Origin of the sequence: Nocardioides baculatus (assembly GCF_016735675.1) — a bacterium.
Taxonomy (GTDB): domain Bacteria; phylum Actinomycetota; class Actinomycetes; order Propionibacteriales; family Nocardioidaceae; genus Nocardioides; species Nocardioides baculatus.
In genome coordinates this window covers 153146-175735 of the sequence record NZ_JAERSG010000002.1, presented here as the reverse complement: position 1 = coordinate 175735, position 22590 = coordinate 153146, and the positions used below count along the sequence as shown (strand labels likewise).

Sequence of the window (22590 nt, the reverse complement as noted above, 5' to 3'; positions counted from 1 at the left end):
TTCCAGAGACTCACGGTGCAGTGCGGGCCGGTGGGGGCGGTCAGGCCTCCTGGCGCTGCACCGTCGAGCGGCGGAGCAGGTAGCCGCCGACGAGGCCGATGAGGAGGGCGAAGAGGACGCCGAGGTTGGCGAACGCCCACGCGCCGTCACGGCCGCCGAGGCCGAGCGGGCCGAGGAGGTAGCCCTGCCAGTTGTTCCACGAGGCGGCGTCGGAGAACGTGTTGATCACGAGTCCCCAGCCGACGAGCGAGGCGACGACCATGGTGCCGATGGCCGCCCAGTCGAACGAGCCGTAGCGGCCCGCGGGGTCGAAGAGCGCTTCCTCGTCGTAGTCGCGCTTGCGGAGGGCGAGGTCGGACATCATGATCCCGGCCCACGCGGCGAGCGGGACGCCGAGGGTGATCAGGAAGCTCTGGAACGGCCCGGCGAAGTCCTCCGCGACGAACACGACGTAGAACGTGCCGAGCGTCAGCAGGACGCCGTCGACGGCGGCCGCCTGCGGTCGCTTCAGCTTCACGCCCAGCGAGAGCAGCGTGAGGCCCGAGGAGTAGATGCCGAGGACGGCACCGCTGACGAGCGAGAGGATCGCGGCCAGCAGGAACGGCACGAGGAACCAGGTCGGCAGCAGGGTGGCGAGGGTGCCGATCGGGTCGCCGGCGACGCCGTCGAGGATCTCGGTCGACGAGCCGGCGAGGGCGAGGCCGAAGAGCACGAGCACGACCGGGGCGAGCGCCCCGCCGAAGGTGTTCCACGCCACGATCGAGGGGCCGGAGGCGGTGCGCTTCTGGTAGCGCGACCAGTCGGCGGCGATGTTGATCCAGCCGAGGCCGAAGCCGGTCATCACCATCACGAGCGCGCCGATCACGGCCTGCGTCGAGCCGGCCGGGATGTCCTGCACGGCCGACCAGTTGATGTCGTCGACGGTCAGCACCATGTAGAGCACCGTGACGATGCCGGTGATCCAGGTCAGCACCGACTGCATCCGCATGATGATGTGGTAGCCGGCCACACTGGCCGAGACGATGAGCGCAGCCACGACGACCGCCGCGACGACCTTGGTGCCGTCGCCACCGCCCCAGCCGAGGCGGGTGAAGATCGTCGAGGTCGCGAGCACCGCGAGGATCGCGAGGAAGGTCTCCCAGCCGATCGAGACCAGCCACGAGATCACCCCTGGCACCTTCTGCCCACTCACCCCGAACGCCGCGCGGCTGAGGATCATCGTCGGCGCCGAGCCGCGCTTGCCGGCGATCGCGATGATGCCGCAGAGCAGGAACGACACGACGATCCCGATCACGGAGACCAGCACGCCCTGCCAGAACGAGATGCCGAAGTAGAGGACGAACGAGGCATAGCTCAGGCCGAAGACCGACACGTTGGCCGCGAACCACGGCCAGAACAAGTCCTGCGGCCGGGCGGTGCGCTCGGACTCCTCGATGATCTCGATGCCGGTGGTCTCGACACCGAGGCGGCGGGTCTGCTCGAGACCCGACCTCTCTGACGTTGTGCTCATGCCCGCATCGTAGGCCCGCGAGAGGCCAGGTCGACCACACCCTCGAGCGGGCCACGCCGCCACGGCCCACGGCGTACGACCGCGTGCCAGGCCGCGGTCACGACGAGCGACCCGACGACCAGGACGGCGAGGTTGCGCCACGAGTCGTCCGTCGCGCCCGGGTGCAGCACCCGGACGTCGTACGCCAACCAGAGGACCTGGAGCGTGTAGAGGGTCAGCGTCATCGCTCCGACGGCGGCCAGCCCGGCGACGAGGCGACCGGCCGCCCCGCGGTCGAGGGCCCGGGCCGCGGCGATCCCGACGAGGGCAGCACCGGTCGCGACGAGCGCGCAGACGACGGTCTCCTGCAACGTGCCGGAGTAGGGGACGAGGTCGACGAGGCCGCGCTGCTCCGCGGCGAGCATCGCCGCCGCGGCGACCAGGAACCCGCCGCCGACGGCCGCCGGCACGAGCACGGCGTCGCGGCCGGCGCCGCGCAGCAGGACGCGGGCGACGAGGATGCCGATTGCGGCGTAGAGGACCATCGGCAGGAGTCGGTAGGGGCCTCCCACCGCGAAGCGCGCCGCGTCGGCGAGCCAGCCGTCGTCGAACAAGAGGTCGATCGAGGTGTGGCGCACGAGCCACGGTCCGACGAGGAAGGCGACCAGCGCCACTCCCCCGACGACGAGGTCCGGGAGCCGCGCGAGGACCGCCGCGACGAGCAGCAGCACACCGAGGTGGGCGAGCACGATCACGACCTGCGCCTCGGCACGCTCGAGCGCCAGGCCCAGGCCGATGAGGGCGAGGGCGCGTACGACGACCGCGACCCAGTGGCGGGTGCCGCTGCTGCGGGCGCCGAGCTGAGCGCCGACGCCGACCAGCAGGGCGAAGAGCGGCATCGTGAGGTACTCGCTCAGCTCGAAGACGTGGGCAGGCCCCTGGACCGGCGTCACGTGGGCGACGTACATCGACACGAGCGCGAGGAAGCGCACGAGGTCGACGTCGCTCCGGCGGTGAGTCACGACTGCCATCCTGCACCGGCAGCTCAGGCGCGGATCAGCACCTCGCCGTGCAGGACGGAGAACCAGCCGTCCGGGTGCGCAGCCCAGTCGCGCCAGGCAGCAGCGACGGTCGCGAGCTCGTCGGGCGTGGCCCGGCCCTCGTCGAGGAGCTGCCGCGCGAGTCCGGTGGACGTGAGCCGGTCGGCCCAGAGGCTCCCCCACCAGGCGCGGTCGTCAGGGTCGGCGAAGCACCATGTCGAGGAGCTCGCCTCGACGTCGGTGGCGCCGGCGGCGTGGGCCCAGGCCAGCAGCATCCGGCCGGCGTGGGGCTCTCCCCCGTTGGCCCGCGCCGCGGCGTCGTACAGCTCGAGCCAGCGGTCGAGGCCCGGCGACGCGGGGTGCCACGAGAAGTGGCCGTAGTCGCTGTCGCGTACGGCGACGAGGCCGCCGGGACGTGTCACGCGACGCATCTCGCGCAGCGCGGCGACGGGGTCGGCAACGTGCTGGAGGACCTGGTGGGCGTGCACGACGTCGAAGTCGTCGTCCACGAGGTCGAGCGCGTGCACGTCCCCGACGACCACTGTCGCGTTGGTGACACCCTGCCGCTCGAGCTCGGCGCGGGTGAGGTCGGCTGCCGCGTCGTCGATCTCGAGCGCCACCACCTCCCCCACCAGGCGGGCCAGGTCGGCCGTGATCGTGCCCGGGCCGGACCCGATGTCGAGCAGGCGCTGGTCGCCGTCGAGGTGGGGCAGGAGGTGGGCCGCCGAGTTCTCGGCCGTACGCCAGCGGTGCGAGCGCAGCACGGCCTCGGCGTGCCCGTGGGTGTAGGTGTTCACGGGCACGCCGATCTTGGATCTGCCGTCCGCGTCAGCGGGCGGAGGTGCCCTCGGTGTAGTCGGAGTCGTGCGACTTCACCCAGGCCATCAGCTTGCGGAGCTCGCGACCGGTCTGCTCGATCGGGTGGGCCTCACCCTTCTTGCGGAACTCGGTGAACTCCGGGGAGCCGTTGTCCATGTCGGAGATGAAGCGCTCGGCGAAGACGCCGCTCTTGATGTCGGCGAGCACGTCCTCCATGTTCTTCTTCACGTCGGGGGTGATCACGCGAGGGCCGGAGACGTAGTCACCGAACTCGGCGGTGTCGGAGACCGACCAGCGCTGCTTGGCGATGCCGCCCTCGTACATCAGGTCGACGATCAGCTTGAGCTCGTGGAGGCACTCGAAGTAGGCCACCTCGGGCTGGTAGCCGGCCTCGGTGAGCACCTCGAAGCCGTACTGGACGAGCTGCGACGCCCCGCCGCAGAGCACGGCCTGCTCGCCGAACAGGTCGGTCTCGGTCTCCTCGGTGAACGTGGTCTTGATGCCGCCGGCGCGCAGGCCGCCGATCGCCTTGGCGTAGGACAGCGCGAGGTCCCAGGCCGTGCCCGACTCGTCCTTCTCGACCGCGACGAGCACGGGCACGCCGCGCCCGTCGACGTACTCACGACGCACGAGGTGGCCGGGGCCCTTGGGGGCGACCATGAAGACGTCGACGCCGTCGGGCGGGGTGATGTAGCCGAAGCGGATGTTGAAGCCGTGGCCGAAGACCAGGGTGTCGCCGGGGGTGAGCGCGGGCTCGATCTCCTCGGCGTAGAGCTTGCGCTGGTGCTGGTCGGGAGCGAGGATCACGATCAGGTCGGACTCCTCCGCCGCCTCGCGCGGGGTGAGGACCCGGAGGCCCTCGGCCTCGGCCTTGTCGCGGCTCTTCGAGCCGGGCTGCAGGCCGATCCGGACGTCGACGCCGCTGTCGCGCAGGGACAGCGCGTGGGCGTGGCCCTGGCTGCCGTAGCCGATCACCGCGACGTTCTTGCCCTGGATCAGGCTCAGGTCGGCGTCGTCGTCGTAGAACATCTCAGCCACTGGGGGCTCTCCTTCGGTTGTTTCTCTGGGGTCAGTTGGCGATGGCAGAAAGGGGGGCGGGTACGGCGACCGGACGCTGCGGGCGCTCGCTGATCGAGCGCGAACCGCGACCGATCGCGACCATGCCCGACTGCACGAGCTCGCGGATGCCGAAGGGCTCGAGGACCTTGAGCAGGTCGGCGAGCTTGTCGGAGTTGCCGACGGCCTGGACGGTGACGGCCTCCGGCGACACGTCGACGACCTTGGCCCGGAAGAGCTGGACGGCGTCGAGGACGGCACCGCGGGTGGCGGCGTCGGCGCGGACCTTGACGAGCAGGAGCTCGCGGTTGACCGACCCCGGACCGTCGAGCTCGACGATCTTGATGACCTCGACGAGCTTGTTGAGCTGCTTGGTCACCTGCTCGAGCGGCGACTCCTCGACGTTGACCACGATCGTCATCCGCGAGACCTCGGGGTGCTCGGTCGGGCCCACGGCAAGGCTGTCGATGTTGAAGCCGCGGCGGGAGAAGAGGCCGGCGACCCGGGCCAGGACGCCGGGCTTGTTCTCGACCAGGACGGACAGGGTGTGCTTGTTGCTCATCGACGTCCTCGCTTCGCTCCGGGCGCCGACGAGGCTCCCTGTGCACTGTGTTCGTTGACGGTCTCGCTCCGCTCGTCCACTAGATGTCGTCCTCGTCGAACTGGGGCGCCAGGTCGCGCGCGTACTTGATCTCGTCGTTGCTCGTGCCGGCAGCGACCATCGGCCACACCATCGCGTCGCGGTGGACCCGGAAGTCCACGACGACCGGTTGGTCGTCGATGGCCATCGCCTTCTCGATCGTCGCGTCGACCTCGTCGGGCGACTCGCACGCCAGGCCCACGCAGCCGTAGGCGTCGGCGAGCTTGACGAAGTCCGGGATCCGCTTGGAGTGCAGGTCGGTGTTGGAGTAGCGCTCGTTGTAGAAGAGCGTCTGCCACTGCCGGACCATGCCGAGCGACTCGTTGTTGATGATCGCGACCTTGATCGGGATGTCGTTGATCGCGCAGGTGGCCAGCTCCTGGTTGGTCATCTGGAAGCAGCCGTCGCCGTCGATCGCCCACACCGTGCTGTCGGGCATGCCGACCTTGGCGCCCATCGCGGCCGGGACGGCGTAGCCCATGGTGCCGAGGCCGCCGGAGTTGATCCAGGTGTTGGGGTTCTCGTAGCCGACGTAGTGGGCCGCCCACATCTGGTGCTGCCCGACACCGGAGGCGTAGACCGCCTCGGGGCCGGCGATCGCGCCGAGCCGCTCGATGACGTACTGCGGGGCGAGCGAGCCGTCGGCCGGGGTGTCGTAGCCCAGCGGGTAGCTCTTCTTGAGCCCGGCGAGGAAGGCGACCCAGGCCTCGTAGTCACCGTCGGCGCCCTCGGCCGTGAGCAGCGCGACCAGCTGTGAGATGACCTCCTTGCAGTCCCCCACGATCGGCACGTCGGCGTGCCGGTTCTTGCCGATCTCGGCCGGGTCGATGTCGGCGTGGATGACGAGGGCGTTGGGGGCGAAGGAGTCGAGGTTGCCCGTGACGCGGTCGTCGAAGCGGGCGCCCAGGCTGATGATCAGGTCGCTCTTCTGGAGACCGGCCACCGCCGCGACGGTGCCGTGCATGCCCGGCATGCCGAGGTGCTGCGGGTTGCTGTCGGGGAAGGCGCCGCGCGCCATCAGCGTCGTGACGACCGGGATGCCGGTGAGCGCGGCCAGCTGGGCCAGCTCGCGCGAGGCGCGGGCGCGGATCACGCCGCCGCCGACGTAGAGGACCGGGCGGCGGGCCTCCTTGATCAGCCGGACCGCCTCCTTGATCTGCTTCGCGTGGGGCGTGGTCACGGGGCGGTAGCCCGGCAGGTGGAGCTCGCTCGGCCAGCTGAAGGTCGTCATCGCCTGGAGCGCCGACTTGGCCACGTCGACGAGGACCGGTCCGGGGCGTCCGGTCGAGGCGATGTGGAACGCCTCCGCCACGGTGCGCGGGATGTCGGCGGGATCGGTGACGAGGAAGTTGTGCTTGGTGATCGGCATCGTGATGCCGCGGATGTCGGCCTCCTGGAAGGCGTCGGTCCCGATCATCGCCGCACCGACCTGCCCGGTCACGGCCACCATCGGCACCGAGTCCATGTGGGCGTCGGCGAGCGGCGTGACGAGGTTGGTCGCGCCCGGACCGGACGTGGCCATGCAGACGCCGACCTTGCCGGTGGCGGCGGCGTAGCCCTGAGCGGCGTGCCCGGCACCCTGCTCGTGGCGCACGAGGATGTGGCGGATCCGCGTGGAGTCCATGAGGGGGTCGTAGGCCGGGAGGATCGCGCCGCCCGGGATGCCGAAGATGTCGGTGACGCCCGCTGCCTCGAGGGACGTCACGAGACTCTGCGCTCCAGTCACCGAAGTGCCGCCCTGCCCGCCCTGCTCACTCATGGATCCACTTCCTGGCTCGGTCCTGCCCAACAAAAAACCCCTCGGCCCGGTGGGCGACGAGGGGATGACGCGTGTGCAGCGGGTCCGGGGACCTCAGCTCACGCGTCGCGTGCGTACAAGAATGTCGGTGCGCATGCGACAACCGTCGTCGCCGGGCCGGTCCGGCGTCAAGCCAGTGTGCCAGTCGTCCCACGATGTGGAACGCGAGTCTCGGAATGTGGCGGCCAAGCCGGCTGGTCAGTCGCGGCCGAGACCGGTCGTGACGCACACCTTGTTGCCCTGAGCGTCCGCCAGCACGACGAACGTCGGGGCGCGCTCGTCGCTGACGAGCGTGCCGCCGGCAGCGAGCGCTGCCGCGATCCGCGGGCCCGCCACCTCGGGCGGCACGCGGACGTCGAGGTGGAAGCGCTGGCGAGGCTCCTCGTGCGGCTCGGTGGCCTGGAACCACAGGGCCGGGCCGATCCCTTGGAGGTCGCGCACCTCGCGGTCATGGAGCGGGTGGTCCTCGTAGCCCAGGACGGCACGCCAGAACGGCTTGATCTCGGCGTGGTCGGGGGTGTCGAGGGCCAGCTCGACGATCTCCACGACGCTCGGGTCGGCGGCGACCCCGAGGTCGGCGGCGACGGCGCTGATCCGTCGGGCGAGGTCGAGGTCGGCCGACGTCACGCCGAAGACGTCGCGGCTGATCAGCCGGACATGCACCGCCGCCGCACGCACGTCCAGCTCGGGAGCGTGGCCGAGCCCGTCGGCGGCCTCGCCGATGCGCCCGACCAGCTCGAGGCCACGCGCGAAGGTCCCGGTCAGGAAGCAGGTCTCGAGCGTCTGGAACATCATCCGCCAGTCACCGAGGCCCGGCTGCTCGAGCTCGGCCTGGACCGCGGTGAAGGTCAGCGGCTGGCTCACCCGCGCTCCAGCGGCGTGCAGATGCACGACCGGTTGCCGTCGGCGTCCGCGACCACCCAGAACGACGGCGCCTCGGCGTCGCTGACGAGCGTGCCGCCGGCGTCGAGCACCGCCTGGAGCCGCCGCTCCCCCTCGTCGTGGGGCACCCACACGTCGAAGTGCCACCGCTGGTCGAACTCCTGTGCCGGCAGGTCCGCGCCCCGCTCGTCGTCGGGCCCGGGCGGCTCCTGGAACCACAGCCCGGGCACCTGTGCGCTGGGGTCTGCGATGCCACCGCGGGACTCCTCGCCGCCCAGCAGTGCGGCGTAGAACGGAGACAGCCGGGACCCGTCGGTCGTGTCGACGCCCGGCTCGAGCTCGGTGAGCCCCGAGGTGTCCGCCTCGGCGCCGAGCTCGGCCGCGAACCCGCTGATCCGGCGGGCGAGGTCGATGTCGCGGCTGGTGATGCCGCCGACGTCGTGGCTGCTGAGCGTCACGATCACCTCGGGGTAGGTCAGCGATACGTCGGGGTGGTGGTCGGCCTCGTCGGCAGCCGCACCGATGCGGTCGACGAGCGCGACACCGGTCGCGAAGTCGCCCGTGCGGAAGCGGGCCCGCAGCCGGTTGAGCACCTTGCGCCAGTCGTCGATCCCCGCGTCGAGGATCTGGTCGTGGGTGAGACGTGCCTTCGGGTCCGAGGTCGTGTCGCTCATCCTTCGACCCTGCCACGAGGGTCCGACAGCGGCCACCCCCGTCCGCGCGGTCAGGCGAGGGTCTGGGTGATCTCGCGGACGTCGCCGTCGACGACCACCCGCGCGAGCGCGCCGTTGACCAGCGGCAGGTGCGGCGGCACGTGCCCGATCTCGAGGTCCCACACGATCGGCAGGTCGAGCCGTCCGACAGCGTCGAGCACCGCCTCGCGCTGCTTCAGGTCGGGGTGGTCGGGAGCGCGGGTGCTGCCGACCAGGAGCGCCTCCGCCCGGTCGAACCACCCCGCCAGCCGCATCGCGTGGAGGAAGCGGCAGGTGTTGACCGCGTCCTCCTCGCACGACTCGAGGTAGACGACGGTCGGTCCGTCCAGCGTCTCGGCCCACGCGCGCACGTCGCCGTACGGCGTCCCGGCGAGGTGGCCGATCGTCTCGGTGCAGCCGCCGATGAGCCGACCGGAGACGTCGAGGCTGCCGCCGCCCTCGACCTCCCAGCGGCTCGTCCCGACCTGCTTCCACTCGGTGGCCCGGGGGTCCTCCTCGAACCGCCACCAGTCCGTGACCACGCCGGAGTCCCGCTGCACGAAGGGGCCGTCGCCGCTCGCGAGGTCGAGCCAGTGCAGCAGCCCGTCGGGGACGGCGTACGGCGTGTCGGCGAGGTTGTCGCCGTGCAGGGTCGCCCAGCCGAGGCGGGTCGTGATCGGGAGGAGCACGGTGGAGAGGTCGGAGTAGCCGACCAGCCAGGTCGGCTCCGCCCCGGCGAGGGCGTCGTAGTCGATCAGGTCGACGAGGTCGATGGCGGTCTCGCCGCCCCACGGCGGCACCACGCAGTGGATGTCGGGGTCGGCGAGCATCCGGGTGAGCTCGGCGGCCCGCTGCTCGGCGGGCGCCGAGGTGAGCCCGGTGCCGTCCATGCACTCCCCCACCACGACGTCGTACCCGCGCTGGCGCAGCCAGTCGACGCAGAACTCGATCCGCTGCGTGGCGGCACCGGCGACACCTGCGGACGGCGAGGTCACGCCGATCCGGTCACCCGGACGGAGGGGACGGGGGAAGCGGGGCGTCGAGGACACGCGCCGATTCTGTCAGGGTGTGTCCATGGGACTCCTCGGCGTTTCCGTCTCGAAGGCGATCCACGCGGCGACCGGCGTGCCCCGGCTGTTCGGTGCCGCGATCGACACGGGGCTCGGTCCTGCGGGCGGCCTCGAGGTGCTGCGGATCTCGCAGGCCGCGCTCCAGGCCGCGGCTGCGCACGGTCGCGGCGTACCCGGGCGCACCAACGCCATGCGGCACTTCATGTGGCAGGCAGTGCTGACCGCGCGCTTCGGTGCCGACGCCGCGCGGGACATCGCCGACGCGCAGGAGGCCGGCACGCCGAGCCGACGCGACTCGAGCGTCGACCAGCACAACAACGCGGCCGGCCGGGCCTACGGCGCGGAGCACGCCGACGACCTGACCGCCGGGTCGGCGTCGGCCGCGATGTCGGTGCTGGTGCCGGTGGCGCTCGAGAAGTGGGAGTCCGACGAGCTGGTGTGGGTCAAGCCCCACTAGCTCCAGGCGGTGAGGCCCTCGCGGTCGTGCTCGCCGTCGGGCCAGACCGCACGGACCACGCCCGCCGCGGCGAGCGCCTTGCGACAGCCCGGGCAGGGCGGGTCGGTGATGTAGGCCGTCGCGCCCTTGGTGTCGCGCGTCGCGAACAGCAGCGCGTTGACCTCGGCGTGGATCGCGATGCAGAAGCCCGGCGTGCCCGGCCGGTCGTAGTCGCCGAGCCCCGGCACGTCGTCGTACGTCAGTCGGCCGCGGGGGCAGGCCCCCATGAGGCAGTCGTCCTCGCCGGGGGCCGCGCCGTTGTAGCCGGTCGCGATGATCCGGTGGTCGATCGTCAGCACGGCGCCGACCCGGCGCCGCGTGCACTTCGCGCGGGCGGCGACGGCGGTCGCGATGCCGAGGAAGTAGTCGTCCCAGCCGGGTACGGCCTGTTGGTCGCTCACGGGAGCACAGACTGCCCGATCTCGCCCGGGTTGTAGGCCACTTCCCAGCGGAAGCCGTCGGGATCGGCGAAGTAGCCCGTGTAGCCGCCCCAGTCGCGCTCGACGGGCTCGCCGACCTCGGTGGCGCCGGCCGCGGCCGCCTGCTCGAGGACGGTGTCGACGCCCTGCTTGGTCGCGACGTTGTGGGAGAGCGTGATCGGGGGCACGCCACCACGCGCGGGCGCGTGCCCGACCTCCGCGACGAAGCCCGACTCCGTCCACAGGCTCAGCACGACCTTCTCGGCGACCCGGAACATCAGCACCTCGTCGGGGTCGTCGAAGACCGGCTCCCAGCCGAGGCCGCCGACGTAGAACTGCCGGGAGGCCCCGAGGTCGGTGACGACGAGGGTGATGAAGCTGACGCGCTGGTCCATGCTCAGTCCTTCCCACCGTTTTCGGGCGGTGCCTTCTCGGGCGGTCGGGCGGCGAGGCGGGCGCGCTGGCGGCCCATGTCGTCGAAGTTGCCGTCGTCGAGCCACGTGTCGAGGGCGGCGCTGACACGCGGCCACTCGAGGTCGGTGATGGAGAACCAGTCGGTGTCGCGGTTGCGGCCCTTGTAGACGAGCGCGTTGCGGAACCGGCCCTCCCAGATGAAGCCGAGCCGGATCGCGGCGCGGCGCGAGGGTGCGTTGAGGCTGTCGCACTTCCACTCATAGCGGCGGTAGCCCAGGTCGGCGAACACGTGGCGCATCAGCAGCGCCTGCACCTCGGTGGCCGCGCGGCTGCGCTGGAGCTGGCGGCCGTAGTTGATCGCGCCCACCTCGATCGAGCCCATCGCGGCGTCGATGCGCATCAGCCCGCAGAAGCCGGCCGCCCGACCGGTCTCCGTCGGGACGATCGCGTAGAACACCCGCTCCTCGTCCGCCGCGAGCTCGGCGACGAGTGCCGCCATCTCGTCACGGTCGCGCGGGCGGTCCCAGAAGAGGTAGGTCCACAGCGCGTCGTCGTCCGCGCCGCCGACCGCCGAGACCAGGCCGTCGACGTGCTGCGTGCCGATCGGCTCGAGGCGTACGCCGATCCCCTCGAGGACCCGCTCCCGGTCCGGCCGGGCCGCACCCGACCAGTCGACGGGACGGCCGATGCGCTGGCCGTGGTCGTTGGTGGCCCGGGTCCGCGTGGCCGACAGCTGCACTGCCACGGGCCCGCTCACCGCAGCGCCTCCGCGACCGCGGCCATGCCGCGCTCCACCTCGTCGAACGACGTCGACAGCGGCGAGAGGCCGATCCGCAGCCCGCCCGGGTCGCGGTAGTCGGGGATCACGTCGCGCTGCCAGAGCCGGGCCGTGACCTCGCGCATCCGGTCGTGGTGGAGGGTGATGTGACCGCCGCGCTGCGCCGGGTCGCGCGGGGACGCGAGGGTGACCTCGGGCAGCGTCGCGTCGGCCACCTCGACGGCGTACGACGTCAGCGCGACGGACTTCGCCCGGATCGCCTCGATGCCGGCCTCCTCGACCAGCTCGAGCATGCTCTGCATCGCGACCATGCCCAGGATCGGCGGGGTGCCGGAGATGAAGCGGCGGATGCCGGCCGCGGGCGTGTAGCCGGGCCCCATGAGGAACGGGGCGGCGTGGCCCATCCAGCCCTGGATCGGCTGGGTGAGCTCGCCCTGGAGGCGGGCGTTGACATAGCCGAAGGCGGGTGAGCCGGGGCCGCCGTTGAGGTACTTGTAGGTGCAGCCGACGGCGAGGTCGACGTCCCACTCGTCGAGGGCGGTCGGGACCGCACCGGCGGAGTGGCAGAGGTCCCAGAGCACCAGCGCCCCTGCGTCGTGGACGATCCGGGTGAGCTCGGGGGCGTCGGCGAGCCAGGCCGAGCGGTAGGCGACGTGGTTGAGCACGACGAGGGCGGTGCGCTCGCTGACCGCCTCCCGGACCTGGTCGGCCGTGACGCCGGCCGAGGTGTCGACCTCGATCCAGCGGAGCGTCAGTCCGCGCTCGGCGGCGATGCCCTCAGCGACGTAGCGGTCGGTCGGGAAGTTGTCGGTGTCGATGACGATCTCGGTGCGCGAGGGATCCGTCCGGACGGCGTGGTCCACCGCGGCGCGCATCAGCTTGTAGAGCCAGACGGTCGTGGAGTCCCCGATCGCGGTCTGGCCGGCGGCCGCACCGAGGGCGATGCGCCCGAGGTCGTCGCCGAGGGTGGTCGGCAGGTCCATCCAGCGCTCGTCCCAGCCGCGGATGAGCCGGCCGCCCCACTCCTCCTGGACGAAGGCGGTGAGGCGGTCGGCCACGTCGGCGACAGGACGCCCGAGCGAGTTGCCGTCGAAGTAGACGAGGTCGGACTCGGCGCCGACGAAGCGGCCGCGCAGCAGCGCGAGGGGGTCGGCGGCGTCGAGCTCGGCCGAGGTGCGGGGGGTGCTCACCCCCGCAACCTATCGACCCGGTCGGCCTCGATCAGTAGCAGACCGCTCCGTGCGCCGCGGACTGGACGACCTTGCGGTACTTGCCGAGGACGCCGCGGGTGTACTTCGGCGGGAGCGGCTCCCAGCCCTCGGCGCGCGAGGCCAGCTCGGCCTCGTCGACGTGGACGTCGAGGGTCATGTTCGCGACGTCGAGGGTGATCCGGTCGCCGTCCCGGAGAAACGCGATCGGACCGCCGTCGCTGGCCTCGGGCGCGATGTGGCCGACGCAGAGACCGGTCGTACCGCCGGAGAACCGGCCGTCGGTGATCAGCAGGACGTCCTTGCCGAGCCCGGCGCCCTTGATCGCCCCGGTGATGGCCAGCATCTCGCGCATGCCCGGGCCACCCTTGGGGCCCTCGTAGCGGATCACGACGACGTCGCCCGCCTGGATCGCGCCCTCGGCGAGGGCGTCGAGCGCGTTGCGCTCGCCGTCGAAGACGCGGGCCGTGCCGGTGAAGGTGGAGTCGTCGAAGCCGGCGCTCTTCACGACCGCACCCTCGGGGGCCAGCGAGCCCTTGAGGATCGTCAGGCCGCCGGTGGCGTGGATCGGCCGGTCGAGCTGGCGCAGGATCTCGCCGTCGAGCGGCTTGGGGTCGAGGTCGGCGAGGTTCTCCGCCATCGTCTTGCCCGTGCAGGTGAGGACGTCGCCGTGCAGGTGCCCGGCATCGAGCAGCGCCCGCAGCAGGACGGGGATGCCGCCGACCCGGTCGAAGTCGGTCCACACGAACCGGCCAAACGGCTTCATGTCCGCGAGGTGCGGGACGTTGCGGCCGATGCGGGTGAAGTCGTCGAGGGTCAGGTCGACCTCGGCCTCGCGGGCGATCGCGAGCAGGTGGAGGACGGCATTGGTCGAGCCGCCGAGCGCCATCGCCATCGTAATGGCGTTCTCGAAGGCGGGCTTGGTCATGATCTGGCGGGCGGTGATGCCCTCGCGCAGCATGTTGACCACGGCCTCGCCGGACTTGTGGGCGAACCCGTCGCGACGCCGGTCGACCGCCGGCGGGGACGAGCTGCCCGGCAGCGACATCCCCAGGGCCTCGGCGACGCTGGCCATCGTGTTGGCGGTGTACGCCCCTCCGCAGGCGCCCTCGCCCGGACAGATCGCGCGCTCGATCTCGTCGACCTTCTCGCGGGTGATCTTGCCGGCCAGGCACGCACCGACCGCCTCGAAGGCGTCGATGATCGTGACGTCCTTGCCGTCGACCTGCCCGGGCATGATCGTGCCGGCGTAGAGGAAGACGCTCGCGAGGTCGAGGCGGGCGGCAGCCATGAGCATGCCGGGCAGCGACTTGTCGCACCCCGCGAGCAGGACCGAGCCGTCGAGCCGCTCGGCCATCATCACGGTCTCGACCGAGTCCGCGATCACCTCCCGGCTGACCAGGGAGAAGTGCATCCCCTCGTGCCCCATCGAGATCCCGTCGGACACCGAGATCGTGCCGAACTCGAGCGGGTAGCCGCCGGCCGCGTGCACGCCGCTCTTCACGGCCTTCGCCAGCCGGTCGAGGCTCAGGTTGCAGGGCGTGATCTCGTTCCAGCTGGACGCCACCCCGATCTGCGGCTTCTCCCAGTCGTCGTCGCCCATCCCGACCGCGCGCAGCATCCCGCGCGCGGCGGTCGCCTCGAGGCCGTCGGTCACGGCGCGGCTCCGGGGCTTGATGTCGGGTCCGTCGGCTGCGTGGCTCATGGCGTCAGGCTAGTGCGCTCGCCTCGCCCGGAGCCCACGTGTCTCAGGCTGCGGGGCCTTACCTCGCCCGCCGCCGGTCCTCGCGGCACTCGTCGAGGTAACGGACCTCCGCGACGAGCTGGTGCACCGCCGGGTGGTCGTCGGGCGTGCCGTACATCAGTCGCTCGATCCGTCGCCAGTAGGCCGAGACCCGGTGCCGGATCGCCGGGTCGCCCACCCGTCTCGACCGGTCCCGGGCACGGAATGCCTCGATCGACGTCATCGTCCGGAGCCGCCGCGGGACCCACCAGCCGGTCGCGGTGAGGTCGGTGTGTGCGGGGTAGCGGCTCCCTCCGTGCTTCCTCGCACCGTCGGCACGCATCGGACCGACCGGCTCCGCGGTCTCCTCGTCCTCGAACCGCATCCGCAGCCGCGCCATTCGCAGCAGCCGCTCCATCACGCTCATCCGCGGGCTCGTCCGACCGGTCTCCCACCGCGCCACCGCCGACTGCGACACGTCCAGCAGCGCGGCCAACCCCCGCTGCGACACGTCGAGGATCCGCCTGACCCGGCGAACCATGCCCGGGATCCCGCCGTCGAACGGACCCATCTCCCACACGTCCCGCTCGGCCTGCGTCCAGTTCGCCATGCAGTCCCAGGCCGCTCGTGCGGCCGCCAGGAGGTCCGCGTCCTCGTCCGTCCGGCCCTCCCCCTGGTTGTCCGTCTGCTCGTCCACCCCGTGCCACCTCTCGCCGGCCACCTGCGCCCCCGGTCGGGGCGCGTCGTACGCCCAGCACAGACGTCACCGCCGACAGCGCTGAGGTCGTCATCCACAGCCACGCGCCCGTACGCCGACACGCGGCTGCCTGTGGACACCCGGTGGCCCGCGATCCGATGCAGCCACCCTCGTGCACCCTCACCGCCCGCACTCGCCCATGAGTCGCCCAGAGACTCACGGGCCAGCGGCCCTGGCAGCGGCCGGCCGGCGACCTTGAGTCGCCCAGAGACTCACGGGCCAGGAGGCGCCGGCGGAGTGCGGACACACCGTGAGTCGCTCAGAGACTCATGGGCCAGCGGGGCCGCGACCACCGTCGATCACGGCCGGCCACCGGCTGGAGCAAGCTCGAGCACGGTCGACCGAGCGGAGCAGGCCCGCGTCAGGTGGTGGTGCCCTCGGCCTCGCGCTTGAGGCCGGCGAGGCCCTTGTCGAAGTCGGCCGCGATCGCCTTGTCGAAGAACAGCTTGCCCATCAGGCCCATGACCGCGCTCCGCGTGCCGGTCATCGTCCAGGTGACGTCGGTGCCGTCGCCGGAGGGTGCGAGCTGGAAGACGGTGACGTTGGAGGCCTTGAACGGCTTGAGGAAGTCGAGGTCGACGGCCACGCGGGAGGTCGTGGACTCGGTCATCCGCATCTCGCCCTCGCCGGCCTTCCTGTTGCCGGACCAGTGGTAGATCGATCCCATGCCGGCGGGAGCGCCGGAGTACTCGCGGTGCAGGTCGGGGTCGAGACCTTCCCACGGCGACCATCGCTGCCACTGGTGGAAGTCGTCGATCAGCGGGTGGATGCTGGCGGGCGGCGCTGGATGCGCGTGCTGCGCGACAGGGAGAAGTCGGCCATGTGCCGAGCGTAGACCTCGGGGACGGGTCTCAGTCGAGGTGAGCGGCACGTACGACGAGGACGTCGGGCAGGTCCTTGTGGATCTCCTGCCACGTCGCGCCCTCGTCGGGCGAGGCCCACACGCCGCCGTTGCGTCCGCCGAAGTAGAGACCCACCTGCTCGTGGTCGTCGGCGCACATCGCATCACGCATCACCGCGGTGAAGTAGCCGTCCGGCAGCGCGCCGTCGCCGAGGGGTTCCCACGACGCGCCGGCGTCGGTGGTGCGGTAGACCCGCGCCTTGCCGTCGACGGGCCAGCGGGCCTCGGCGCCGGTGATGGGGAAGTTGTACGCCGTGTCGGCACGGTGCGGGTGGGCCACCATCGCGAAGCCGAACTCGGTCGGCAGGGTCGGCGCGATGTCGTTCCAGGACGCGCCGCCGTCGTCGGAGCGGTAGACGCCGCCGTGGTTCTGGAGGTAGAGCCGCTCGTGGTCGACGGCGTCGCGCGCGACCTTGTGCACGCACTGGCCGAACTCGGGGTAGTTGCGCTCGCCGGGGAAGAACTCGGCCTTCACGCCGGTGTTGGACGGAGCCCAGGACGAGCCGCCGTCGGAGGTGACGTAGACCCCGCCGGTCGAGAGCGCGACGAGCACCCGCGACGGGTCGTCGGGGTGGGGCAGGATCGTGTGGAAGGCCTGCCCGCCGAAGCCCTCGTTCCACTCCTCGCGGTGCGGGTGGTCCCACAGCCCGCGGACGAGGGAGAACGTCTCGCCCCGGTCGTCGGAGCGGAACACGGCACCCGGCTCGGTGCCGGCCCAGACGACCTCGTCACCACCGTCGGCGGAGAGGCCGGGCTGGAGCTGCCACACCCGGGCCAGGGTCGCGCCGGTGTCCTCGGGGAAGCGCGCGGCGCCGTTGGGCGTCTCGTCCCACGACGCACCCAGGTCGTCCGAGCGCCACACCTGCGGGCCGAGCCAGCTCGACGAGGCGCCGGCCAGCAGCCGCGGCGCGGAGCCCCGGGTGTCGATCATGACGGAGTAGACCTCCTCCATCGGGAAGTGCGGCCCCGTCCACTCCCACGACGTACGCGCCTCGTCCGAGGTGCCGAGCCACAGGCCCTTGCGGGTGCCGACCATCAACAACGTGCGGGACATGCGGGGGCTCCTTCGGTTCGGTTCACTGCAGGGTGCGGTTGCGGAAGGTCCTGAGCGCCAGCGGCGCGACCACCGCGGTGATCCCGACGGTCCAGAGGATCGTGAAGAGGACCGGGTGCTGCATCGGCAGGTGCGAGTCGGCCGGCGCCGGGCCGGTGTTGCCCCAGAGCTCCCGCACCGCCTGGACGAGGGCGGAGATCGGGTTCCACTCCGCGATCGCGCGGAGCACCGTGCCCATCTTCTCCGACGGCGCGAACGCGTTGGAGAGGAACGTCAGCGGGAACATCGTGGTGAACATGACGCCGTTGACGGCCTCGACCGAGCGCATCGCCGAGCCGACGAGGATGCCGACCCAGATCATCGCGAAGCCCCAGAGCAGCAGCAGGCCGTAGGCCGCCAGCGCCTCGAGCACGGAGCCACGGATCCGCCAGCCGACGACCAGCCCGGTCAGCGACATGACGATGATGCCGATGAAGGAGTGGGTGATGCTCGACATGCTGCGCCCGACGAGGATCGCCGCGGGATTGATCGGCAGCGACCGGAACCGGTCGACGATACCCTTGTCGATGTCGGCGGTCAGCCCGACCGCGACGATGAACGACGCGAACGCGATCGTCTGGCCCATGATCCCGCCGAGCAGCCACTCGCGGTAGCCGGCGGGAGCGCCGACCGAGATGGCACCGCCGAACACGAAGGCGAAGAGCAGCACGAACATCACCGGCTGGATGGTGACGTCGAGCAGCATCTCCGGCATCCGCTTGATGTGGATCAGGTTGCGCCGGAAGATCGTCACCGACTGGTGCCACAGGGTGGTGTGACGGATCTCGGGGCGCTCGATGGCGCCGTGCTCCGTGTGGCTCATGCCGGCACCTCCTGCCCGTCGTGCGCGTCGCCGTCCATCGCGTCGCCGTCGACCTCCTCGGCCCGGTGGCCGGTCAGGTTGAGGAACACGTCGTCGAGGCTCGGCCGCTGGAGGCCGAGGTCGTCGATCTCGATCCCGCTGCCGTCGAAGATCGAGGCGATCCGGGTGACGTCGGACAGGCCGTCGGCCGGCGCGGTGATCCGCCGGGCGGCCTCCTCCACGTGGGCCTCCAGGCCCGCGCTCCGGACGCGCTCCACGGCGGCACCGAGGTCCTCGGCACGCGAGACCGTGACGACGAGCGCCGCCTTGCCGGAGGCGTCCTTGAGCTCGAGCGGAGTGCCCTGGGCGATGACCTTGCCGCGATCGATCACCACGATGTCATCGGCGAGCTGGTCGGCCTCCTCGAGGTACTGCGTCGTCAGCAACAGCGTCGTACCGTCCTCGACGAGGTCGCGCAGGACGTCCCACAGCTCGACCCGGCTCCGCGGGTCGAGTCCGGTCGTCGGCTCGTCGAGGAAGAGCACGGGTGGCGTCGCCACCAGGCTGACGGCCAGGTCGAGACGTCGCCGCATGCCGCCGGAGTAGGTCTTGACCACCCGGTCCGCGGCACCGGTGAGCGAGAACCGCTCGAGCAGCTCACCCCCGACCCGGTCCACGGTGGCCTTGTCGAGGCCGTAGAGGCTGCCGATGAGCCAGATGTTCTCGCGGCCGGTCAGCAGCTCGTCGACCGTGGCCGACTGGCCGGTGAGCCCCATCGAACGGCGTACGGCGGCGGGGTCGGCCAGCACGTCGTGCCCCGCCACGCGGGCGGTGCCGCGGGTCGGCTTCGTGAGCGTCGTCATCATCCGCACCGTGGTCGTCTTGCCGGCGCCGTTGGGACCGAGCAGGCCGAGGACCGTCCCCCGCGGCACCGCGAAGCTGACGTCGTCGACCGCCAGCGTCTCCCCGAACTCCTTGACCAGTCCCTCTGCCTCGATCGCGTGCTCGCGTCCCACCCCGTTGACCGTCCCCTCCGTGACTATTCCGATTAGGAACACTACTCTGCAGGAGAGATGAGTCAAGACCTTCCGGTGACGGCGTACGCGATCCTCGGCCTCCTCACGTTCGGCGACGAGCTGACGGGCTACGAGATCAAGCAGCGCGCCGACATGACGCTCCGCTTCTACTGGGTCTCCCCCGCGACCAGCCAGATCTACACCGAGCTGCGCCGCCTGGCCGACCACGGCCTGGTCCGCGCCGACGCCCACCCCGACGGCGGCCGCGAGGTGACGTCGTACGCCATCACGGACGCCGGGCAGGAGGCGCTGCGCACCTGGATGGCCGAGACCCCCGCCGGCTTCCCGGTCCTCAAGCACCCCGTCCTGCTGCGGCTGCTGGTGGGCCACGCCAGCGAGCCGGAGCGGACGCGACAGATGCTCCACGACTACCTCGCCGAGCTCGACCAGGCGCTCACCGACCTCCACGGCGTGCGCGAGTCCCTGCGGGGCGCGGACAGCGAGGGGGAGCCGTTCCGCTTCCCCGCGCTCGTCGCGGACTGGGGGCTGGACTACTTCGCAGCGGAGGCGGTCCACACCCAGCGGGCCCTGGCCAGCCTCGGCGATCACGGTCCCTAGGCTTGGCGGGTGACCCCGCGACCGAGCCGATCCATCCTCGGCCCGGTGGGGCTCGTGCTCATCGGCATCCTGTCCGTGCAGGTCGGCGCGGCGATCGCCAAGGGACTGTTCGGCGAGATCTCGCCCACCGCGATGGTGTGGCTCCGGCTGGCCACGAGCGCCCTCGTCCTCGCCGCCGTGGCGCGGCCGCGGTTCACCGGCCGCAGCCGGCAGGACTGGCTCGTGGTGCTCGCCTTCGGCGCGAGCCTCGCCACGATGAACTGGGCGATCTACCAGTCGTTCTCCCGCATCCCGCTGGGCATCGCCGTGACGATCGAGTTCATCGGCCCGCTCACCCTGGCCGTGCTCGGCTCGCGGCACGCGCGCGACCTGGTGTGGGTGCTGCTGGCGGGTGTCGGCGTGCTCCTGCTCGGCCTCCAGCCGGGCGACCTCGACCTGCTCGGCGTGCTGTCGGCCCTGCTCGCCGGGGCCGCGTGGGCGGCGTACATCCTGCTCAGCGCGAGCACCGGGCGGCGGTGGGCCGGGTTCGACGGCCTCGCGGTGGCGAGCATCGTCGCCGCGGCCGGCATGACGCTGCCGGCACTCCTGAGCGCCGGGAGCGAGCTCTGGGACGGCCGGATCCTGCTCATCGGTGCACTCGTCGGTCTGTTGAGCTCGGTCATCCCCTACAGCTGCGAGCTCGTCGCGCTGCGCAGCCTGCGCCCGGCGGTGTTCGGGATCCTGATGAGCCTCGAGCCCGCCGCGGCGGCGCTCGCGGCGATCGTGGTGCTCAGCGAGCACCTGTCTGTCCTGCAGTGGCTGGCGATCGCCTGCGTCGTGGCGGCCTCCATCGGTGCGACCCGCTCGGGCGCGACGCCCGGAGAAGAGCCCGGTGAGCACGCACACCCGCCCGGCACACTGGCCACATGACGCGTCCGGCCCTGACCTCCCTCGTCCTCGTCCTCGCGGCGACCACGGCCTGCTCCGACCCCGCACCGGCTCCCGTTCCGAGCGTCACGCAGCCGACCGACCCGACCAGCGAGCCGACGCCCAGCGAATCTCCCGCTGAGTCTCCGCGCGACTCAGGGCCGAAGGGCGGCGACCCGCAGGCCGTCGGCACGCTCGTCGACCTCCTCGACGTCCCATGGGGCGTGGACTTCCTGCCGGACGGCAACGCCGTCGTGACCGAGCGCGAGACCGGACGCGTCCTGCAGGTCACGCCCGACGGCGCCCTGACCCGGCTCGGGGGGATCACGGCAGCGGTCCCCCAGGGCGAGGCCGGCCTCCTCGGCGTCGCGGTGTCGCCGGACTTCGACACCGACCAGACGCTGTTCTTCTACCTGACGACGGGCTCGGACAACCGCGTCGTGAGCGCCCGCCTCGACGGCACCGAGCTCGACGCACCGACCGTCGTGCTCGACGGCATCCCCGCGGGCTTCATCCACGACGGCGGCCGGATCGCCTTCGGGCCCGACGGCTACCTCTACGTCACCACCGGCGAGACCGGGAACCCCGAGCTGGCGCAGGACCCCGACAGCCTCGCCGGCAAGATCCTCCGCATCACCGCCGACGGCGAGCCCGCCCCGGACAACCCCGACCCCGGATCGCCCGTCTACTCACTCGGCCACCGCAACGTCCAGGGGCTCGCCTGGGACGACGAGGGACGCCTGTGGGCCTCCGAGTTCGGCGACTCCACCTGGGACGAGCTCAACCTCGTCGAGGCGGGCGGCAACTACGGCTGGCCCGAGGTCGAGGGCACCGGCGGCGGGTCGGACTTCATCGACCCGCAGCTGGTCTGGCCGGTCGAGGAGGCGTCGCCGAGCGGGTTGGCGTACGCCGACGGGCACCTCTGGATGGCCGGGCTCCGCGGGCAGCGACTCTGGCGGATCAAGGTCTCGGCCCAGGGCAGGGCCACCCAGCCGACGGCCTTCTTCACCGAGGACTACGGCCGGCTGCGGACCGTCGTCACCTCACCCGACGACCAGCTCTGGCTGACGACCTCCAACCAGGACGGCCGGGGCAACCCGACCAAGGCCGACGACCGCATCATCGTCATCCAGCCCTGACCTCGCCGGGCTCCGCGGCGCCGACACCGGCACTGCGGCTGGACTGGGCACTGGCGCCGGGTGCCACGACCGCGCGACGGGCCGCCCGGCGCAGCGTGGTGAGGATCGCCGGGCCGAGCACGACGATCGCCACCGCGGTCGTGATCGCGCGACCGGTGTCCCAGCCGCCGGTCGACGTCAGCAGCGTGTAGACCAGGAACCGGTGGGCGTTCTCGAGCACCGGCGCGCCGGCGACGTACGCCAGCGAGCCCTGGTGGTCGGGCACGACGATGCCGAGGGTGAAGGGCCAGTAGCTGAGGTTCATCAGCATCCCGTAGAGGTACGACGCGATGACGGCGTAGACGACGAGCATCACGACCTCACCGCGGCCGGTGACGCGGCGCGGGAGCAGGCCGGCGAACATCCCGACCCACGCCGCGCAGATCATCTGGAACGGCAGCCACGGCCCGACCCCGGCGGTGAGCAGCGCGGAGGCGAACATCGACGTGCAGCCGAACGCGAAACCGAAGCCCGCTCCGAAGACCCGGCCACCGAGCACGAGCAGGAAGAACACCAGCTCGATGCCCGCGGTGCCCGCCCCGAAGCCGCGCAGCACGGCGTTGATCGCCGAGAGCACCCCCAGGACGGCGAGCACCCGCGCGTCCATGCCGCCCTCCCCCATCTCGGCGAGGACGACCACGATCACCAGCGACAGCAGCGCCAGGAAGACGAACGGCGGCTCGACCCGCTGGCCTGGCTCGGCGTCGAGCAGCAGCGGCCAGCACAGCATCATCAGGCCGGCCAGTGAGGCGAGGGCGAGCACGCCCGCGGTGCGGGGGCCGATGGGCATGGCCA

24 protein-coding genes are annotated in these 22590 nt (G+C 71.8%); 4 read left to right on the top strand and 20 right to left on the bottom strand.

The window, feature by feature from the left end:
* Nucleotides 1–40: 40 nt before the first annotated feature.
* The 9 genes from JI751_RS06520 to JI751_RS21740 all read right to left on the bottom strand — a co-directional run bounded on the left by JI751_RS06520 (nucleotide 41) and on the right by JI751_RS21740 (nucleotide 9465).
* Nucleotides 41–1510, bottom strand: coding sequence for a purine-cytosine permease family protein (locus JI751_RS06520; RefSeq protein ID WP_201934929.1), 1470 nt, complete (start codon nucleotides 1508–1510; stop codon nucleotides 41–43).
* Nucleotides 1507–2511 (bottom strand): hypothetical protein, encoded by a 1005-nt coding sequence (locus JI751_RS06515; protein ID WP_201934923.1) that lies wholly within the window; start codon nucleotides 2509–2511, stop codon nucleotides 1507–1509. The genes JI751_RS06520 and JI751_RS06515 overlap by 4 nt, the downstream gene beginning before the upstream one ends.
* 23 nt (nucleotides 2512–2534) lie before the next feature.
* Nucleotides 2535–3326 carry a methyltransferase domain-containing protein gene (locus JI751_RS06510; protein ID WP_201934922.1) on the bottom strand — a complete coding sequence of 264 codons (792 nt, stop codon included), beginning with the start codon at nucleotides 3324–3326 and terminating at the stop codon, nucleotides 2535–2537.
* Between the two features lie 31 nt (nucleotides 3327–3357).
* Entirely contained in the window at nucleotides 3358–4386 is a 1029-nt protein-coding gene (gene ilvC / locus JI751_RS06505) for a ketol-acid reductoisomerase (RefSeq protein ID WP_307813915.1), read from the bottom strand.
* Nucleotides 4387–4417: 31 nt separating this feature from the next.
* Complete coding sequence (gene ilvN, locus JI751_RS06500; protein WP_201934921.1) at nucleotides 4418–4966, bottom strand: acetolactate synthase small subunit; 549 nt, start codon at nucleotides 4964–4966, stop codon at nucleotides 4418–4420.
* Between the two features lie 79 nt (nucleotides 4967–5045).
* Nucleotides 5046–6803: an acetolactate synthase large subunit gene (locus JI751_RS06495; RefSeq protein WP_201934918.1), complete on the bottom strand. Its 1758-nt coding sequence runs from the start codon at nucleotides 6801–6803 to the stop codon at nucleotides 5046–5048.
* Between the two features lie 237 nt (nucleotides 6804–7040).
* On the bottom strand, nucleotides 7041–7706 hold the full coding sequence (locus tag JI751_RS06490; protein WP_307813912.1) for a 4a-hydroxytetrahydrobiopterin dehydratase: 666 nt from the start codon (nucleotides 7704–7706) through the stop codon (nucleotides 7041–7043).
* Nucleotides 7703–8398 carry a 4a-hydroxytetrahydrobiopterin dehydratase gene (locus tag JI751_RS06485; RefSeq protein ID WP_201934916.1) on the bottom strand — a complete coding sequence of 232 codons (696 nt, stop codon included), beginning with the start codon at nucleotides 8396–8398 and terminating at the stop codon, nucleotides 7703–7705. The genes JI751_RS06490 and JI751_RS06485 overlap by 4 nt, the downstream gene beginning before the upstream one ends.
* 50 nt (nucleotides 8399–8448) lie before the next feature.
* A complete protein-coding gene (locus tag JI751_RS21740; protein WP_201934914.1) occupies nucleotides 8449–9465 on the bottom strand; it encodes a S66 family peptidase in 1017 nt (338 codons plus the stop codon).
* 25 nt (nucleotides 9466–9490) lie between these two features.
* Here JI751_RS21740 and JI751_RS06475 point away from each other — a divergent pair, with 25 nt between their 5' ends.
* Nucleotides 9491–9943, top strand: coding sequence for a DUF6973 domain-containing protein (locus tag JI751_RS06475; protein WP_201934912.1), 453 nt, complete (start codon nucleotides 9491–9493; stop codon nucleotides 9941–9943).
* Here JI751_RS06475 and JI751_RS06470 read toward each other — a convergent pair.
* From JI751_RS06470 to JI751_RS06425, 10 genes are all read right to left on the bottom strand, one after another.
* Nucleotides 9940–10383, bottom strand: a complete 444-nt coding sequence (locus JI751_RS06470; RefSeq protein ID WP_201934910.1) for a deoxycytidylate deaminase — start codon at nucleotides 10381–10383, stop codon at nucleotides 9940–9942. The two genes, JI751_RS06475 and JI751_RS06470, sit on opposite strands and share 4 nt — an antisense overlap.
* Nucleotides 10380–10796 (bottom strand): VOC family protein, encoded by a 417-nt coding sequence (locus JI751_RS06465; RefSeq protein WP_201934908.1) that lies wholly within the window; start codon nucleotides 10794–10796, stop codon nucleotides 10380–10382. Before JI751_RS06465 ends, JI751_RS06470 begins: the two co-directional genes overlap by 4 nt.
* 2 nt (nucleotides 10797–10798) lie before the next feature.
* Complete coding sequence (locus tag JI751_RS06460) at nucleotides 10799–11572, bottom strand: GNAT family N-acetyltransferase (protein ID WP_307813910.1); 774 nt, start codon at nucleotides 11570–11572, stop codon at nucleotides 10799–10801.
* Nucleotides 11569–12783, bottom strand: a complete 1215-nt coding sequence (locus tag JI751_RS06455; protein ID WP_201934902.1) for a kynureninase — start codon at nucleotides 12781–12783, stop codon at nucleotides 11569–11571. Before JI751_RS06455 ends, JI751_RS06460 begins: the two co-directional genes overlap by 4 nt.
* 31 nt (nucleotides 12784–12814) lie before the next feature.
* The gene (gene ilvD / locus JI751_RS06450) at nucleotides 12815–14506 is read right to left on the bottom strand and encodes a dihydroxy-acid dehydratase (protein WP_201934900.1); all 1692 of its coding nucleotides are present in this window, start codon (nucleotides 14504–14506) and stop codon (nucleotides 12815–12817) included.
* 58 nt (nucleotides 14507–14564) lie between these two features.
* Complete coding sequence (locus tag JI751_RS06445) at nucleotides 14565–15221, bottom strand: helix-turn-helix domain-containing protein (RefSeq protein WP_201934898.1); 657 nt, start codon at nucleotides 15219–15221, stop codon at nucleotides 14565–14567.
* A 421-nt stretch (nucleotides 15222–15642) separates the two neighbouring features.
* Complete coding sequence (locus JI751_RS06440; protein WP_201934896.1) at nucleotides 15643–16152, bottom strand: SRPBCC family protein; 510 nt, start codon at nucleotides 16150–16152, stop codon at nucleotides 15643–15645.
* Entirely contained in the window at nucleotides 16133–17236 is a 1104-nt protein-coding gene (locus tag JI751_RS06435; protein ID WP_201934895.1) for a WD40/YVTN/BNR-like repeat-containing protein, read from the bottom strand. Before JI751_RS06435 ends, JI751_RS06440 begins: the two co-directional genes overlap by 20 nt.
* Before the next feature lie 22 nt (nucleotides 17237–17258).
* Nucleotides 17259–18098 (bottom strand): ABC transporter permease, encoded by an 840-nt coding sequence (locus JI751_RS06430; RefSeq protein WP_201934890.1) that lies wholly within the window; start codon nucleotides 18096–18098, stop codon nucleotides 17259–17261.
* Nucleotides 18095–19093, bottom strand: a complete 999-nt coding sequence (locus tag JI751_RS06425; protein ID WP_201934889.1) for an ATP-binding cassette domain-containing protein — start codon at nucleotides 19091–19093, stop codon at nucleotides 18095–18097. The genes JI751_RS06430 and JI751_RS06425 overlap by 4 nt, the downstream gene beginning before the upstream one ends.
* A gap of 57 nt (nucleotides 19094–19150) precedes the next feature.
* Here JI751_RS06425 and JI751_RS06420 point away from each other — a divergent pair, with 57 nt between their 5' ends.
* From JI751_RS06420 to JI751_RS06410, 3 genes are read left to right on the top strand one after another with little or no spacing between them, the layout of a single operon-like run.
* On the top strand, nucleotides 19151–19711 hold the full coding sequence (locus JI751_RS06420) for a PadR family transcriptional regulator (protein WP_201934886.1): 561 nt from the start codon (nucleotides 19151–19153) through the stop codon (nucleotides 19709–19711).
* A gap of 9 nt (nucleotides 19712–19720) precedes the next feature.
* On the top strand, nucleotides 19721–20620 hold the full coding sequence (locus JI751_RS06415) for an EamA family transporter (RefSeq protein WP_307813907.1): 900 nt from the start codon (nucleotides 19721–19723) through the stop codon (nucleotides 20618–20620).
* A complete protein-coding gene (locus JI751_RS06410) occupies nucleotides 20617–21756 on the top strand; it encodes a PQQ-dependent sugar dehydrogenase (RefSeq protein ID WP_201934885.1) in 1140 nt (379 codons plus the stop codon). The genes JI751_RS06415 and JI751_RS06410 overlap by 4 nt, the downstream gene beginning before the upstream one ends.
* Here JI751_RS06410 and JI751_RS06405 read toward each other — a convergent pair.
* Nucleotides 21743–22585, bottom strand: a complete 843-nt coding sequence (locus JI751_RS06405) for an ECF transporter S component (RefSeq protein WP_236665890.1) — start codon at nucleotides 22583–22585, stop codon at nucleotides 21743–21745. The genes JI751_RS06410 and JI751_RS06405 overlap by 14 nt on opposite strands.
* Nucleotides 22586–22590 lie beyond the last annotated feature (5 nt).

What these genes read in the sequence shown, in the direction of transcription:
- JI751_RS06520 (WP_201934929.1), bottom strand. Translation starts at nt 1,510, where the DNA reads ATGAGCACAACGTCAGAGAGGTCGGGTCTCGAGCAGACCCGCCGCCTC.
- ilvN (WP_201934921.1), bottom strand. Translation starts at nt 4,966, where the DNA reads ATGAGCAACAAGCACACCCTGTCCGTCCTGGTCGAGAACAAGCCCGGC.
- JI751_RS06495 (WP_201934918.1), bottom strand. Translation starts at nt 6,803, where the DNA reads ATGAGTGAGCAGGGCGGGCAGGGCGGCACTTCGGTGACTGGAGCGCAG.
- JI751_RS06485 (WP_201934916.1), bottom strand. Translation starts at nt 8,398, where the DNA reads ATGAGCGACACGACCTCGGACCCGAAGGCACGTCTCACCCACGACCAG.
- JI751_RS06475 (WP_201934912.1), top strand. Translation starts at nt 9,491, where the DNA reads ATGGGACTCCTCGGCGTTTCCGTCTCGAAGGCGATCCACGCGGCGACC.
- JI751_RS06465 (WP_201934908.1), bottom strand. Translation starts at nt 10,796, where the DNA reads ATGGACCAGCGCGTCAGCTTCATCACCCTCGTCGTCACCGACCTCGGG.
- ilvD (WP_201934900.1), bottom strand. Translation starts at nt 14,506, where the DNA reads ATGAGCCACGCAGCCGACGGACCCGACATCAAGCCCCGGAGCCGCGCC.
- JI751_RS06435 (WP_201934895.1), bottom strand. Translation starts at nt 17,236, where the DNA reads ATGTCCCGCACGTTGTTGATGGTCGGCACCCGCAAGGGCCTGTGGCTC.
- JI751_RS06430 (WP_201934890.1), bottom strand. Translation starts at nt 18,098, where the DNA reads ATGAGCCACACGGAGCACGGCGCCATCGAGCGCCCCGAGATCCGTCAC.
- JI751_RS06420 (WP_201934886.1), top strand. Translation starts at nt 19,151, where the DNA reads ATGAGTCAAGACCTTCCGGTGACGGCGTACGCGATCCTCGGCCTCCTC.
- JI751_RS06410 (WP_201934885.1), top strand. Translation starts at nt 20,617, where the DNA reads ATGACGCGTCCGGCCCTGACCTCCCTCGTCCTCGTCCTCGCGGCGACC.
- JI751_RS06405 (WP_236665890.1), bottom strand. Translation starts at nt 22,585, where the DNA reads ATGCCCATCGGCCCCCGCACCGCGGGCGTGCTCGCCCTCGCCTCACTG.